Raw genomic sequence first — 17,072 nt, 5'->3', positions numbered from 1 at the left:
AATTCTTGACTGTTGGCAGTTATAGTTTGTTGTGTTTCGCTGGCTCTATTTGTTTTACTTTGTCGTAAAGGGACATCCTTGTCCATCGCGCTGATGTGACGGATCTTACATAAGTGAGACTCAAGATCTTCTTCTGGAACTTTGAGCTCCAAACTGTCCATCGATGCATTTGCCTTTATCGGTGCAGAATCTATGGTCTGCGTATGACCGCTAACCATACCTTTTAATATACACATCTCTAAAACCTTAGTAAATACGTCTTCAAAGATTGCTTCTGGGAAGAGTTGGCGTGTGCGACTTATCGTGGAATGCCATGGCAGATCATTATCCAAATCGTAACCTATAAAGTATAAAATATCTAAGCGCATACTACAATGTTGGATGAGTTTACGGTCGCTGATGATGTTCTCTAAGTAACCCACTAAGCATAACTTGAAAAACACTAAAGGATCATTAGTGAACAGCTTTTCTTGATATGTCTTTTTTCCCTGCATATCAATAAGTTATAAAATTACCTTGCTCATATAACTCTATTAAACTAAATTTATAAACAGAGTTGTGCAACAGGCACACCGTATATAAATTGTTACTCGTTATCGCATACTTACGCACACCAAAACCTTATGCACTTCAACGCTTCAAAAAATAAATTCATGTTTCGATCTTAAAGTGTTTTTCTGATTAATAACTCCTAACCTCTAAGAGCTAAACGATAATAATTGATTGAAATTCTGAATTGATTATTTCTTCGCTACTTAAGCCAAAACCAAGCCCACCCCTATTTTCTCCAGTAAATACGGATTGTGTTCAATCACTAAAATATCATTGTCGATACTAAGTTTTTCTAAGATATCATAAAGCAAATCAATATCTGCATAATGCATTCCTATACTAGGCTCATCTAGAACAAAGAGTTCGTTTTTCGGCTTATATTGCAACCAATTCAAGAGCAATAAGCGTTGCTTTTCGCCAGAAGAAAGAGATTGTACCGTTTGATCTAAGCTTAAATGAGCCAAGCCAATGTCTTCTAAGTTTTTGATCAATTCGAGGCTGCTTGCAGATGCTTTAAAACCTGTAAACCAAACTTTCAATTCCGTGATATTCATATCTAAAACCTCAGCAATATTTTTCGCTTTTATATCATGAGCTAAAATATATTTTTGATAGCGTTGCCCACTGCAGTCTTCACAGATTTCAATGGCATTGGCAGTAATGTCCAAGCTGGTTTCAACAAAACCATTGCCTTTACAGTTCGGACATTGGCTTATTTTGTTTTTATATGAAAAGTCTTTCGGCTTTAAGTCCGTTTCGTTGGCAAATATTTTACTGATATCATTCAGTAAATCCAAATAAGATACCAATAAAGTATTAGAATACGTCCTTAGCTTTTTGGGTTCAAAATAATGTGCTCCTGCGTACGTTTTAGGCAAGTCTAGCCCACCACAATTTACAGGATGACCAGTTTTAATACTCGGGATTAGGATATCTTTCACCAAGGTGGTTTTCCCGATACCTGATTTTCCTGTTAGTGCTGTAATGCCTCCAATAGGCAAGGCTAATTCGTCTTTCTCTAGTGTATGTTTGGCAAGCTTTCGAATATTAATTTGGGTATTTCCTTCATTAAGTTGCACCGCTTTGCTAAGAGCCTTCAAAAAAGGATGGCAATCGCCTTGTTTAAGTAAACCCTTTGTACTGCCTTGATACGTAATATAGCCGCCCAATTTCCCAGCTTTGGGACCGACCTGTACAATATGATCTGCGGCATAAATAATCGATTTATCATGTTCAATCACAATCACAGTATTTCCTTTGTTTATGAGCTCTTTCAAGATGCAAATCAGGTCAGGAATATTCTCCTGCGATAAACCTGCTGAAGGTTCATCCAACAAATAAGTAATACCTTTTAGCGGACTGTTCAATTGCTTGATCAAAGCAACGCGTTGGTTTTCTCCTCCAGAAAGTGTGGATGATTTTCGGTTGAGTTGCAAATGATCAATATGCAATTCCTTTGCTCTGGTAATGGTATTATGAAGGTGTGGCTCGATTTTAGAAAGGAGTTTTCTATCTATGTCTTTGTTGATGCTGGCACTTTCAATAAGCCACTCACCTAGCGCTTTAAAATCCATTGATTTAATGGCATGGATAGATTTGCCCGCAATGAAGAATCCTAATCGTTCAGGCTTCAATCCACTGCCATCACAATGGCTGCATTCTCTATGAGAAAAGAGCGCTGTGAGGTTACTGATATTTTTATTTTTTCGAGTCTTAAAATATTCCTCTTGAAGGTATTTAAAGAGGCCTTCCCATGGCATGTTTAAAGCTTGTGAGCCCGCTCGGGTTTTCGTTTGGTACAACCAATCAGCTAGCCAAAATTTATCTCCTGTACCCTGTAATAGAATTTCTTTTTGTTTTGATGTAAATTCCTTAAATGGTGTTTCTAAGGTAAATCCATTCTCAACTCCTACGCTATTTAAAATAGCCATATGCTTCCCTGCAGGATCACCATAATAGCCAATAGCTTTGTTATGAGCGAATAAACCAGTGGAAATACTTTTATCGGAATCCAATACCAGCTTATTAAGATCAGGAAGTAATTCTTGGCCAAAGCCTTCACATACTGTACATTTTCCTAATTCGTGGTTATTTGAAAAATGGCTGGCTGATAATTCTTCCCCTTCATATTGCGCCTTTCGGGAAAAGGCAAAACGCAAGATCTTGTCAATACCCGTTTGCTTAGCAATATCTGAGCGCTGCGAATCGTTTTTTTGTTTACGCGTGATGCAAATGCTAGGCGTGAGCCCTTCGATGTAATCAACTTCAAACTGAAAGTTCACACCAAATCTCGACTGCTGATAAGTAGAAAACTGTTTGGTCATTTCTTGTAGTCCATAGCCATGCAAAGTATCAATTACCAAAGAAGATTTACCCGAACCTGATAAGCCTGTAACAACCGATAATTGATGCTTAGGGAAGTCCAAATCTAAGTCTTTGAGCGTGTGTGTTCGTGCACCCCGAATGGAAATCAGCTCGCGTTGCTGTGGCGCTTCTTCTTTTGTATCAATCGACTGAACCTCCAGCGCATTATCCACCCAAATATCACATGACGATGGAAAAAGCGAATGGTTTTCAAAGCAAAGTATCCCTGCAGTTTGTGGCTTTAGTTTGTTTAGAGCATTTAACAACTGCCCTATATTTTGTTGATGTAACCCGATACTAGGCTCTTCTAATACCAAAAGTGTCTGTTTAGATTTCTTGGCGAAGTGTTTGGTAAGTTTAATTCGTTGCGCTTCTCCACCCGATAAGGTGTTAGAAGGCTGCCCAAGTTTGACATATCCCAAGCCTAATTGAATCATTAAACACAGAATTTCTGTGATCTTTTTTTCCTCAGAAAAGAAGTCATAAGCCTCTTCAATACTGAGGTTATAAATAGCAGCAATATTTTTATCTTTAAAATGCACGCGCAGCACATCAGCCTTAAAACGCTTCCCATTACAAATCGGGCAAATCTGGTTGATCGTACCCATCACACTCATGGAGAGGGTGATTACGCCAGCTCCTTCGCAAACCTCACATCGGCCTTTTTTATTATTAAATGAAAAGGCACTTTTACTAATGTTTAAGGATTTCGCTTCAGTTGTTTTCGCTAGTAAATCACGGATTTTGTCGGCTAAGCCTGTATATGTTGCTGGGTTGCTACGCGGTGTTTTTCCAATCGCTTGATCGGTGACAGTGAGAAGGATCAAATGTTCCTGTTCACAATAATTTATAATACGTTCTAACAACTGTGGAGTTTTCCGGCTAACTACTGAAAGCTGATTAGTCTGCGGCAGAAAGCTATTAACCGAGCCTTTTTTAATCTTCTTTTTAGATTCAGAAATCGCTTGAGCATTAGCCTTTTTGATAGCTGATAAGGTAGGACTATTTAAATGTTTAGCCTTTAAAAAGTCCTGAATGGAACCGTTAAAAACCACATCACCACCATGAATTCCTGCTTCTGGACCTAATTCGACAATCCAATCTGATGCTTGTATAAAACCCAAATCGTGTTCCACTACTATCACAGTGTTACCTCGCTTGATCAATCGATCTAAAATATGGAGCAAATAGCTTTGGTAATTAGACGACAAACCAATGGAAGGCTCATCAAACACATATAAAATACCTTGTAGATTACTGTTGACTTGCCTAATGAGCTTAATGCGTTGTCCATCACCAGAAGAAATAGCCGTGCTTGGAGTGCTCAGCTGGTAATGGCCCATACCCAAACGGATCAAGTCTAATAATTGGATGGAAATTTTATTGACCAATAGCGTTTCTCCAGCATTCAAATCTAGCGGATTCAGCTGATCATATAAATCGTTTAAAGACAGCTCCATCCATGCTTGGTAATTCAAACCATTCCATTGATAGATCAGCTGTTCCTTTTTGATACGACCACCTTTACAACTTGGGCAAACTTTAGAACTAGAAAATTTAAGGATGTTTGGATTTCTATCCCGTCTTAAAATGTCTTGCATAATGGGAAGCATACCTTTATAATAGCCTTCTTCACGAGGTTTGGCTTTAATCCCTTGCCACCTCAATCGAGATTCCAAACCGTGTTTCCCATAAAATACTTTGAGGCGGTCACTACCATTTAAAACGACCTCTTTTTGTTCGGCTGAAAGTTCTTTCCATGGAATATCTACATTGAAACCATGGGCTTTACAGACCTTATTTAATTCCTCAACAGTTATCTGTGAATATACGATATAGCCGTTAGGCAAAGTGGTGGTAATAGCACCTTCTCGCAGAGTCTTATTTTTATCTCCGACCAGTTTATTCAGATCTATATATTCTGCTTCGCCAATTCCACGACATACCTCACAGGCACCTTTCGGATGATTAAAAGAAAATAGCGACTTGCTCATGGTTTCATCTCCAGAATAGCGAGCAAATATAATTCTGAACACTCCCGCTAACTCAGAGAGCGTGCCAAAAGTAGTATTGATGGATTGGAAGCGTTTCGTCTGCTCGACCTTGATGACAGGTGGTAAATCTTGGATGTCATCGACGTCAGCCGTCGGGATCATTTGCCCGTTTTGTTGGTTGTAGGCTGGCAAACTTTCTAAAAAATAGCGATAGCCTTCATTTGCGATTACGCCCATGGCCAAGGAGGATTTTCCTGAACCTGAAAGCCCAGTGACCACAATCAAACAATCTTCAGGAATATTTAAATCAATGTTCTTGAGGTTATTTTGATGAGCATTAGTTATTTTCATACTATAAAATACTTTTTAACTTTAAAGACTCAAAGGTATAAAGAATATAAAAGCTCACCAGAAGCATCATATTCCTTTTTGTCTTTAGATATAAAACACAATTTTGAATTATTAGAATGTCATTATCCCGTTTATACATTTTCTTATTAAAACATTCTCTAATTTCTGATATTTAACAACGTAGGTATTTAACATCTAAATAGAGTAAAGGACTAGGACTTGAAATTTAAGTTAGATACTGCTTGGCAATAATCATGAAAAACTAGTTTCTAAAGAAAATATTACTGCTTACAACAATTTTAATTTCTTTCTACTAATTTACGCATAATTGTGATGGAAGTGATTATGACTTTTTTGCTTGTTGGACTGATTATCTGACCATCTAACTGTTGATTTTGATAATGAAATAGCATACGGAGAATATTCAAAGCAATTATAAAAAATATTGCTGAACCAATTTGAGCGTGAATTAAAGAAAGCTAACCTTATACGAAACGTTACCCAAACAACTCAAAAAACAAAGCTCAATAATTAAGAAATAACTTACCATTGAATATTCCAAGCTCTTATCACTCTACTCTGAATAAAACAACTCGGAGCTTCTGATCACTCAAAATCTGATTATTCATTTATTTAAACTCGGAATCTAACTCAAACTTATTTCTTAATTATTGTGCTTTTTTTTGAGTTTTAAAGAAGTAAATTCAAAACACTCTTCCGATAAAATTAAATTTCAAATCGGATGTTAACCTCAAACCTACCACTCTACTCTTTCGTTGCATTTGGCAAAAAAGAACTGAGTTATAATCCAAATTTAATTTCACTTAATTTTGTGCATAAGCGTTGCTTGGCTTTATTGAAATGGAATAAATCCCCTACGTCGATTGATTTCCAGTTCAACAAGCTATTACCATCATCATATTAGTTATTTTAGTACTATTTCCTAACAGAAATATAATAAGGATCTTACGGTACCCCAGACTTAACAATCGCAAAGGCTTGATGTATTAGTTTATTGCAGACTGCGATCAGCGCCAGTTTACTGCTCTTTCCCTTATTTATGATACGATGGTGCATATCCCTGCACGGTTTGTTGTATTGATAAGCAGACATAGAGTACATAAACATTAGGTTTCTCAGTTGCCTATTCCCCATCTTGCTGATTCTACTTCGCCCTCTTTCGCTGCTTCCAGATCGCTTGATTACAGGGGTTGTTCCTAGGTAACTGCACAATTGAGAGGCATTCCCAAACTTACTGAAGCCATCAGTGGCAACAATTAGAAAAACAGCAGTCTTATCGCCTATTCCTGGTATGCTCTTAAGAAGTGTGAGTTCACACTGCCAAGATTTTTTAACCAACTCTAGCAACCTACTCTCAATTTTTACCAGCTCCCTGTCAATGTGCCTTTTATCATTGTTCAATGACCGTACCACCAATTTTGAGGGTTTGCCAAGAACTTCCTCACCATGAAGCTTGTTCTTTGAGCTAGTTCGTCGCTTTACATAATTAGCTTTTAAGCTAAGCAACTGTCTACACTCCGCTTGAAGAGCATTAATACCATTATAAAGGGGAACTTGATTATAGATCCCATAGTCACAAATGGCTTGAGCATCCCTTTTATCTGTCTTTATCCTCGATAATTTCATCTGGATAAAACGTTTTACTGAAAGTGGATTCACTACAGAAACCGCTACTTTATGCTTGCAAAGAACTGTGATAGTCTGTAATGATAGTAACCTGTCGTCTCCATGACAACTAAACTATCACTTGGTAAAGCCTTTAAAAAAGAATCAAATCCATTAGGGGCATTTACGAATTGGTCGTGCCTACTTTCGCTGCCATAAACATCAAAAACAGCTTTGCTGATGTCAACTCCAAAAGTTTCTTTATATTTATTCATAAGAACATATTTATGAAAGAACAATCATCGATGACACAACATCATGAAAACGAGGTCTAAGCCGCACAGAACTGAACGTGCTATAGATGAAAAAGAGAGGGGGTTAGCTTTGTTGACTAGGTTCTATCCTCAACGTGTATAATAACCTTAATCCTCTCTCCGTTTCCTTCTGATTTATATTTAAAATTAACTGTTTTATTAGAAATCAAACTTAAGACGCGTATAAGAAATAGTGAATGAATTTTAAAAAGAACCAACAAGAGTAGGCGCACCGGTTTAAGCAGACGACTATATAGAATCATAACCCACAGTAGTAGAATATAGTAGCTTGTATTTCACATCTAACAGGCCTAGAGGAGTAGGTAAACATGACATCTATAGAGCTCAATATTTAGGAGATGTAACATTCGATACTCCAATTAGTATAGGTCCTGTTGTGACTTCAAAATTGGGTTCAGGAGATACTTTTGTGTCAGCTGATGAAAGTTGTTTAATCTCTTCGCACGGAAAGCCCGAAGCAGACGGAATGTTTTTATGTCTTTCAAAAGAAAGACGAATAGCAAACTCCTATTTGTCTCAGTGGACTTATGAATACAAAATGGAAGGACTTCTGCACTTATAGGACTCCAGACAATAAATATTTCTTCTTTTCTAGAAGATCTAGCGACCCTATTGACAGCGGGTGGCGCGTTGCTCCTAAAGGAAAACCTATTGGGCGCACGCGAGTATCATTTTTAATGAAAAGGAATAAAATAATTCCTAACAAAGTAGTTTGTAATTTGATAATTCACGGATGACAGTTAAATAAAGCCAAGTGATGAAAAATATAATGTAAGTTTACATAATAAAATATAATTTTGAATAGGCTCGTAAATCAAAGGGCATAAAAATCTAAATTAGATTACTATAACTATAAAAAATACCATTATGAAATACCTTAAGATTATTACCTTATCATTCAGTTTAGCCATTTTTTTATTCGGTTGTAAGGATAATACTAAAGCATCAAAACAAGAAACCTCAAAATCATTGGAAGTTTTAGATGCGACTACTCCACTAAATAAAATAAACCCAAACCCGGTTGATCTTGAGCCCGCTCAAAATTTAGGAGGAGTCTGGCACTATACCTGTAATAAAGGCTGCCCTGGAGGCGCTGGGTCGGCTGTTAGTTGTGACAATTGTGGAGGTGTTTTAGCACATAACACTACTTATCATGCCAAAGCTAATAGTACTCCAACTTCTTCTGCTCCTTATGCTAATCCTCCTGCTTCTACTCCTACAGCTACTGCCGAACCTAGTCAAAATAAAGCTGGAGTATGGCATTATACTTGTAAAAAAGGATGTGTTGGAGGGTCTGGAGGTTCTGGTGCTTGTAGTACTTGTGGCGGTGCCCTAGCTCATAATACAGCTTATCATTAGTAAGATGTTGTGCTGTTATAAGTTACATAGTATTGAAATAGGTTTTTATAGTGATACAGTAAAAACGAAACAGAACGACGTTTATAATTGTGGGTAGTACTTTGGAAGGCAGCAAGCAGATTGATAAGAGATATGAAACTCTTAAATTTATTAAAAATCAAGAAAATTATTTGAGACAATTAAAATTACGTAATTTTAATTGTCTCAAATAATTTAGATTCTAACTATTCTTAATAATAAACGATTGATTTTTTTAAGCTACTCCAGTAAAGATATTGAAAAAGCGAAAGTACTATCTTCAGCGTTAGAAAAGTCTGGGCTTTCGGTTTGGTGGGATAGGCAAATACCTTCAGGCAGTACATTCGATGATGTTATTGAAGATGCACTTGGTAAAGCTCAATGTGTCGTTGTACTTTGGTCGAGTCATTCAGTCAAAAGTGAGTGGGTACGCAATGAAGTGCAGGATGGGGTTGATCGAAAAATAATGATACCGGTCCTGATTGAAAATGTAAAGATTCCCTTAGCATTTAGAAGAATTCAAGCAGCTAATCTTATAGGATGGAAAGGTGATACTGAAACTAAACCCTTTCAAGATCTTATAAACGACATTAAAACACATACTTCACAAAACGGAAAAAGGCTCGATAAAACCTTAGAAACGCAGACTACAAAAGAACCTATTGAATATATATCCAAGAAACGTCAACCATCAAAAGCTACAGAAAAAAATATTAACAACTCTTTTCAGAAACTCATAGATACTAAAAAGTTTGCTATTATTCTGAGTATAATAGTACTTCTTATAGTAGCTTTTATAGTTTATAACAGTGGTATTGTCAATGGTAAAGCAGTTAACAAACCTCAACCTGGCCTAGTATTTGCCTCAAAAATCGAAGCAAATGGACAAGCCATAGATTCTGGAACCACATTTTCTCAAAATATAAACAACTTGTATGCTGTCTTTCGGTCAAATATGACCCCTCCAGGAATGTTAGTGAATGCCGATAGCATTTCTGACGGTAAGTATTATGCATATTTAAAACTCACAGAAATGTCTTCTTTGTCAGAATTCGGATGGCAATGGTATCGAAAGAGTGACGGTGAGAAAATAGTCGAATATAACCCACCTACAAAGGATAAGAAAAACTTTTGGTTACAACGGTATGGAACCATTGGCAAAAGTGTGTTTAGTGAATTTGGCCCTGGCACCTATACCATTGTGATTCTCCTTGACGGAAATCCAGCATTGAGCTCAGATTTAACCATTGAACCTTCATTGAAAATGTCTGAATAGGTGGTCATCTGCTTTTCGTTTCTTTTTAATAATAGATCAACTGCTCATAGGAGATTTGTAGTATATCTCATGCTTATCACGGTCGTTTTAAATTGAAGTAGTCAAGTGTTGATATCCTGCGCCTCGGTTGAAAGTCTTTTCATTGAATTTAAATATTTAAAAAACTAACTTCGCTTAACTATTGATATCGGTAATATATAAAATAGGACGATATTTTCACTAGCATTAAGTTTCATCTTATTCTAGACCTAATATCGCGTTATATGCAAACCGAGCATTTATATATATATACTACTCCTAATTCTAATCTGGTTTTTAGTTTTTTCTTTAACTATTTTATAATATTTTTCCGCCTCAGAAAAATTATTTAGATACAAATTAGATTCTGCAATTGTTGATAGTTCCCATATATTTAAAGTATCCATATCGCAATGACTAAGTGCTAATTCTGCGTATTCTTTCATCATTAATCTATTGTCTTTGAACAGTAGACTTAAGAATGCCAGATTAATTGAATGATAATAAATTTGATGCTTATCTTCTTTTTTTATAGAAATTTTTAGCGCATCGCTATAGTATTTCATAGCGCTTTCTGCGTCCGAGGATTTATTGCCTGTATAGAGATAATTTCGTTTATACCTGCCTGCCAAAACACCCATGACGTCAGTATTTTCATTGCTCAGTTTATGACCTTTAATTATTTCTATGGCCCTATCTTCCTCTCCAAGACCATCTAATGCAAGCCCTAATTTCTTAAGTCCTTTGGCGTCTAAATTATCAACTTCAATTTCAAGTTCGCGGACTATTTTTTTATAGTTTGCAATTAAATTATTTAAAGCTAATGAACTAGCTTTTAGTGACTCTGTGTTATATGGAGATAAATCATTTACAATAATAGCAAAGCATTGATTTTGAATATCTAAATTATTCTCTGCTTTAACCATTGATGAATGGTCTCCTTCAATTTGATATCTATAGCGTTCATGAAATTGTAGAAGAGATGAATTTATTTTAACAAATTGATCTGATAAACCGGCAACAGTTTTAAACTCAAAAGGATATTGATCATTAAACTTTTTACTCCAATTACTTCGTAAGTTTAGAATAAATTCGCTCTTAGACCCCATATTTAGAGATTGTCTTTTAAACGCTCCTAAAAACTTTGAGTTGGCAATTTCTAAACCGCCACTTGGAGTTCCAAACATAATAAAATTAGTTATTTTTTTAAATGTTTCTTCAGACAACTTTAACAGCCCATTTTGAGCAACCAGACCTCCCATACTATGAGCAATAACAGCTATAGTGTCATAATGACTTAGTTGATTTTCAACTATTGTTTTGAAGTATATTGATAGACTTTCTATGTCAGGGTCGGCAGACCAAAATCGACTAGACAAATCTGGCATTAAACTAGAACTATAACCCAAAGATAAAATGTTGAATCCATTTAATTTTTCTTCTTTCATTAATAATTCTGGAATATTGGAAAAAGTTTCGGTGGGGCTACCAGTAAAACCGTGTATAAACAAAATCGCATTCTTATATTCTGAAACCTGTCTATAAGCTACCAATTGTCTGTTCTTAGTCTGTTTAATATCTAATACTGTATTTAGAGGAATTTCTACTGCATTTTCTATCGCTTCCTCAATTACTAAATCCATTATAAAGGATGCTATCATGCCTTTTATTTTTGTAATAATTAGTACCTACTATAGTTGAATTTGACGGTCTAAATAATTAATAGTTGAAGTAATTCATTTGAAATCTACAATATAATTAATTTTATACAAGTGACCTATCAGGAGATAAGAATTACCTGCCTTTGATTATAAAGCAGATAGAAAATCGTAAGCAATCCATAACCACAAAGGCATAATAAAAGATACCGAAATAGCATTTCAATACTTTCAAAAAGAACAGCTAAAGACCGAATAAAAGCTGTCGTCTGCGTAATGTCAATAAGAGGTCTAATTGCTATAAAAATAACAGAAGATAATAAGAATTAAGTAATATATTAATACTAGACGGAACTAGGGGAAATAGCTACAGATTAGTGATTAATTAGGCTACAATTAATATTCAAAAAAAGTAAGCATTAGTAAAACTCATAGTTTAAAAGGCTGAATCGAGTCAACAATTGGGTTACTGATTTAATAAGACGACTTAGAGAATCACTCAACCTACTTTTTCCTTATTTGAACTGGTATTTTCCTGCACTCATTATATAGCACTTGTCATGATTCGATTATACCACTACCATTGTCTCAAATAATTAAACAATTAAAATTAGAGACAATGAAAAAATTAAATCGAGAATTGGTATTACTAAGAACATTTGCAGTCAGCACGGCAGCTATTATGAGCGTATTGCTATTGTTTGCTTTTAAAACGAATGAAAATCAAAAATTCGGAACTATTGATGTGGAACGAATTAACATTGTAGAAGCTGACGGTACTGTTAAAATGATCATTACCAATGTAGCACAGTTTCCGAATGGAGAAACTATAGTCAATGGTAAAGCTATAAATAAAAACAGAAAAAAACGATCAGGAATGTTATATTTTAATGAAGATGGTCTTGAATGTGGCGGTTTAATATATGACGGTGCCAAAAATGAAAATGGGCATAATTCTGGACTTTCATCAACATATGATCGATATGACGGCGACCAGGTGATGCAACTCTTAACAACTGATGACGCAAGAGGTGATAAAAGAACGGTATCGAGTTCTTTAAGGTTTAGCGACCGTACTGCAAACGTATCTCGGGAAGAACATAATAAAATATTTGCAGAGATAAATAGTATTACAGATAAAAAATTAAGGAGACAAAAACGCAAAGAATATTATGCTCAAGGACTTATAGGGGGGACGCCAAGGATACTGCTAGGAAAAACTGGAAGTCAAAATAATGGATTATTTCTATTTGGAAATGACGGAAAGAGGAAAGAGGAAAGGTAATTTTTATGTTGATAAAAATAACAATGTAAAACTAGAAGTGTATGATGACGAAGGTAAGGTAACCAACTCATGGCCAGAGTAATTTTATAGGAATCTAAAACTTCCTTGAAACATAAGATCTCTGTTTCAAGGAAGTTTCTTAATTTGCACTCTAATGAAAAAGCTATTAAAATTTTTACAGCTCGATACTTACTTTATCCTATTTATTTTTCTTGTAAGCTATGTAATTGTTGTAAAAAACAGGATTAGCGTAGGCCAAAAGTTTGATGTGGTTTTTTTACCAGACGGACCAATTGCACAATTTTTAGAGGCTTTTATTATTTTTATTTTCATAAAAATTATCATCAGCTATATGCGCAAGAAGAATGTGCAGAAAGTTTTTAGCCTCAAAGGTTACTTAAAGTACTTTGGCATCGCATTCATAGTATACATTTGTGCATCAAATATCCAAGGGATTATTATAGCAACAATCTTTGATACGGTGTCTAAAAATTTTAATCATCAAACTTTAATGATCGATAATATTGGTAAAATTGTTGAATTTATCTTATTCGGTAGCCTATATCTAGCCCATTTATACTCAAAGGAGAACAATACTTATAGACTTGAAATGAATGCATATGACAAAGCATTAGCATCGAGTAAAATTCAACAGCTAAAGGCGCAGTTAAATCCGCACTTTTTGTTTAATAATTTGAATACACTAGATCAACTTATTGAAGAAGACAAGGATAAAGCAAGTAATTTTCTACATCATTTTTCAGAGCTATATCGCTATTCCTTAATTACATCAGAAAAAAAACTGGTGTCCTTAAAAGAAGAGATTCAGTTTACCAAAAGCTATTTTAAATTAATGGAAGAGAAATATTTGGGTTGTTATTCTTTTGAAATCAATCAAAACAATAAGACGCCAGAAATACGCGTTCCTCCCTTTTGTTTACAAGTATTAATAGAAAACGCTATAGAACATAATTTAGGAGTCATCAAAAACCCTGTGCATATTACTATTTCTATTAACGAAAATATTCAGGTAACCAATAATAAGATTAAAAAGCAGCATATAAAAAAAACTAGTGGTAGGGCACTTAAAAACCTGTCCACTCAATTTACTTTATTAGGAAGTACTGATATCAAGATTGAAGAAAATGACATGCAATTTAAAGTGATATTGCCATTTATAAATAAGCATACAGATGTATAAAATATTGATAATTGAAGATGAAGCTCCTGCCAGAAAAAAACTTAAAAGATATCTTAAGCAGGCTTGTAGTTCCTATGAAATTGTGGCTGAGCTAGAAACCGTTGCGGATGTCAAATCTCTTTTAAGCCAGACGCATGACATCGATCTTATTTTTTCTGATATAGAATTAAGAGATGGGACCGTTTTTGAAGTTTATAAAGACCTGTCAATAAATTGCCCAATCATTTTTGCTACTGCCTATAATGAGTTTTTAATGAACGCATTTGAAGCTAATGGCATAGACTATCTTTTAAAACCATATTCCTTTGAACGGTTTTCAAACGCTTGGGATAAATTTATCCGATTAAAAGGGAATTCGTCAGCTAACTATAATGAATTGGTTGGCACGATACATCACTTACTAAAAGACAACCAAGAAAACAGTATCGCATACAAAGACCAGTTCGCTATAAAAACACGCCAAGAAATCTACTTTTTAAAAGTGGAAGATATTGTTTGTTTTCAGGCAGACAATGGGATTATTTTTGCTTTTGACAAAATGAACAAAAGGCATATAATGCCTCAAACAGTCTTTAAAGAAATAGAGACCTTTTTAGATCCTAAAAAGTTTTTTAGAATTAATCGCAGCGAAAGTGTGCAACGTAAGTTTATTGATAAATTAGAAAGGTATAATAAAAACACGGTATCCATATATTTAAACTCTGAAAGTAAACTATTAAGGACAAGTCAAAATAACACAGGTGAATTCAACGCATGGCTAGGGATATAGTTCAAAGCCTTAATGCCTCTTTTTTATAAAACAGAAAACTGATATTACATGATGTATAATTAATTGCTTGATAAAATATTCCTTACGATAATCCTAACAGACTTTCTATCTACAATTTATTTACTAAATTTAGTACATAAACATACAACTCAAATTGGTAATAATTAATATGAAAATTGCTATTCATATTTTATTTAATGACCGTTTCACGTTAGCTATTTCTAAACTCCTATTTGAAATTCCTAGCACATAAAGATGTAACTTTCCGTATTCAACGATCTAAAGACAAGTAACGAATGAATTTAAGTCATAATAACATACTTAATCAACACACAAAAAAACGACTTAACAAACCCAATACTGACAACCATTCCCATTTTAAAAGTTAAATATGAAAAATAGGATTAAAGAATTAGAAAAAATATCGAAACTTTTGGACCCAGGAGTAAAAAAAAGAAATGAATGGAATGTAGAGGTTTTAGATTACAGCAATACATTTATCAACAAATTGGATACTTCTAAAGCTTTTTTTAGCTCAGAAGAAAATGGAAAGAACATATATAATTTTGATATTGAAGAGCAAGCAACTGCATTAACCTCCTTGCTAGATAGTACTAAAACAAATATAGATGAAGTGGGAATAAATGCTGCCTCTGGTGGACATATGGGCTATATTCCTGGAGGTGGACTTTACCCTTCGGCCCTTGGAGATTATATTGCCGCAGTTCACAATCGTTATGCAGGTGTATTTTTTGCTGCTCCAGGAGCAGTTCGATTGGAAAACATGCTCATTCGATGGATGTGCCGCTTAATGGGGTATCCTAATAATGCTGCTGGCAATTTAACTTCTGGAGGATCTATTGCCAATCTAGTAGCCCTTGTAACAGCTAGGGAAGCTCATAATCTAAAAGCACGAAATTTTGATAAATCAGTAATTTACCTTTCAGAGCAAGCTCATCATTCCATATTAAAAGCTATTCGAATTTCGGGGTTATCAGAGGCACCTGTTAGGTTTATTCCTTTAGATAAAAAACTTAGACTTTCGGCAAATGAGTTAGAAAAAGCAATTATAAAGGATAAAGAAGACGGTCTAACTCCCTTCTTTATTAGTGCATCATTCGGAACTACGAATACGGGAGCAATTGATCCTATTGAATCGATCGCAAAAATTGCAAAAAAACATAAACTATGGTTTCATATTGATGCAGCATATGGAGGCTTCTTTAAATTAGTTCACAAATTAAATTCCAAATTTAAAGGACTACAGAAAGCCGACTCCATTACTCTGGATCCTCATAAAACACTTTTTTTACCGTTTGGCACAGGCACTATTCTTGTAAAGAATAAAGGTGAATTATTAAAAGCTTATCAGTATCTCGCAGACTACATGCAGGATACAATTGATGCTGATGAAGAAATTTCACCAGCAGATATATCTCCCGAACAAACAAAACATTTTCGAGGAATGAGAATGTGGTTGCCACTAAAACTATTTGGATTAAAACCTTTCAGAGCTGCATTGGAAGAAAAGTTATACTTAACTCAATATTTCTATGACGAAATAAAAAAAATAAAAGGATTTGAAGTTGGACCTGAACCCGAGCTTTCCATTGCAATTTTCAGGTATATTCCCACCGATAAAAACGCAGACTCTTTTAATAAAAAATTGATTCAGGCTATTCAAAACGATGGACGCATATTCCTATCATCAACGACCATCAATGGAACCTTTTGGATACGGATCGCGGTAGTATCATTTAGAACCCATCTCGTTCAAATAGAACTTTTATTGGATATTATTAAAGCGCATGTGAGGGAAATATCAATTGATTTAAATTAAACTAATAGCAGACCAAATTTATAAAGCATAAGTAGGGTGATTAAGAAAATTAAATTTCCTAAATTTCAATTAACTCTAAGTTCAAGTTATAAGTGCAACACGAATATTTAAAATAGATGGGGCTAGCCCCATCTATTTTAGGCTCAATATTTATATTCGTTTTGAATGAAACATTATAAACAATTGACCTTGTCACAAAGGTATCAAATCTCTGCATTATTAGAGACAGGAATTACTATTACACAAATAGCAATAATTATTGGTGTCAATAAAAGTACAGTATCAAGAGAGTTAAAAAGAAACACGCCAAGTAGAGGAAGTACAGCTGGTAGTTATATTCCAGAACACGCTCAACAGAAGGCAATTAATAGACATTGTTTGAAACCCAAGCCTATAATCTTAACTGATGAGCTTAAAAAACGAATA

General features: G+C 34.8%; 11 protein-coding genes and 1 pseudogene. 8 read left to right on the top strand and 4 right to left on the bottom strand.

The features are described 5' to 3' along the window. The 3 genes and pseudogenes from H593_RS19400 to H593_RS19395 all read right to left on the bottom strand — a co-directional run. Positions 1 to 494: transposase (locus H593_RS19400; RefSeq protein WP_037052550.1), on the bottom strand; the 494-nt coding region annotated here is incomplete at its 3' end. A gap of 261 nt (positions 495 to 755) precedes the next feature. Next, a complete protein-coding gene (locus H593_RS0114690; RefSeq protein WP_028873131.1) occupies positions 756 to 5,261 on the bottom strand; it encodes an ATP-binding cassette domain-containing protein in 4,506 nt (1,501 codons plus the stop codon). A 966-nt stretch (positions 5,262 to 6,227) separates the two neighbouring features. Further along, positions 6,228 to 7,162: pseudogene (locus H593_RS19395) on the bottom strand (IS110 family RNA-guided transposase). A 328-nt stretch (positions 7,163 to 7,490) separates the two neighbouring features. On the opposite strand from H593_RS19395, the gene H593_RS0114680 reads away from it, so the two are divergent. The 3 genes from H593_RS0114680 to H593_RS0114670 all read left to right on the top strand — a co-directional run bounded on the left by H593_RS0114680 (position 7,491) and on the right by H593_RS0114670 (position 9,875). Continuing rightward, positions 7,491 to 7,784 (top strand): hypothetical protein, encoded by a 294-nt coding sequence (locus H593_RS0114680; protein ID WP_028873130.1) that lies wholly within the window; start codon positions 7,491 to 7,493, stop codon positions 7,782 to 7,784. A 305-nt stretch (positions 7,785 to 8,089) separates the two neighbouring features. Next, positions 8,090 to 8,581, top strand: a complete 492-nt coding sequence (locus tag H593_RS0114675; RefSeq protein ID WP_028873129.1) for a hypothetical protein — start codon at positions 8,090 to 8,092, stop codon at positions 8,579 to 8,581. Between the two features lie 244 nt (positions 8,582 to 8,825). Next, positions 8,826 to 9,875, top strand: a complete 1,050-nt coding sequence (locus H593_RS0114670; RefSeq protein ID WP_028873128.1) for a toll/interleukin-1 receptor domain-containing protein — start codon at positions 8,826 to 8,828, stop codon at positions 9,873 to 9,875. A gap of 278 nt (positions 9,876 to 10,153) precedes the next feature. On the opposite strand, the gene H593_RS0114665 is transcribed toward H593_RS0114670, so the two are convergent. Continuing rightward, positions 10,154 to 11,554 (bottom strand): tetratricopeptide repeat-containing protein, encoded by a 1,401-nt coding sequence (locus H593_RS0114665; protein WP_157588872.1) that lies wholly within the window; start codon positions 11,552 to 11,554, stop codon positions 10,154 to 10,156. 679 nt (positions 11,555 to 12,233) lie between these two features. Here H593_RS0114665 and H593_RS19390 point away from each other — a divergent pair. The 5 genes from H593_RS19390 to H593_RS19385 form a co-directional block, all read left to right on the top strand. After that, complete coding sequence (locus tag H593_RS19390) at positions 12,234 to 12,836, top strand: hypothetical protein (protein ID WP_245585064.1); 603 nt, start codon at positions 12,234 to 12,236, stop codon at positions 12,834 to 12,836. A gap of 154 nt (positions 12,837 to 12,990) precedes the next feature. Further along, the gene (locus H593_RS0114655) at positions 12,991 to 14,037 is read left to right on the top strand and encodes a sensor histidine kinase (protein WP_028873126.1); all 1,047 of its coding nucleotides are present in this window, start codon (positions 12,991 to 12,993) and stop codon (positions 14,035 to 14,037) included. After that, positions 14,030 to 14,806 (top strand): LytR/AlgR family response regulator transcription factor, encoded by a 777-nt coding sequence (locus tag H593_RS0114650; protein WP_028873125.1) that lies wholly within the window; start codon positions 14,030 to 14,032, stop codon positions 14,804 to 14,806. The genes H593_RS0114655 and H593_RS0114650 overlap by 8 nt, the downstream gene beginning before the upstream one ends. 391 nt (positions 14,807 to 15,197) lie before the next feature. Beyond that, positions 15,198 to 16,646: a pyridoxal phosphate-dependent decarboxylase family protein gene (locus H593_RS0114645; protein ID WP_028873124.1), complete on the top strand. Its 1,449-nt coding sequence runs from the start codon at positions 15,198 to 15,200 to the stop codon at positions 16,644 to 16,646. A 165-nt stretch (positions 16,647 to 16,811) separates the two neighbouring features. After that, the coding region (locus H593_RS19385) for a helix-turn-helix domain-containing protein (protein WP_037052547.1) at positions 16,812 to 17,072 on the top strand (261 nt) is incomplete at its 3' end.

It is taken from the genome of Psychroserpens burtonensis DSM 12212 (assembly GCF_000425305.1).
Classification (GTDB): domain Bacteria; phylum Bacteroidota; class Bacteroidia; order Flavobacteriales; family Flavobacteriaceae; genus Psychroserpens; species Psychroserpens burtonensis.
The sequence above is the reverse complement of the archived record's forward strand: the minus strand, read 5'-3'. Positions and strand labels throughout refer to the sequence as shown.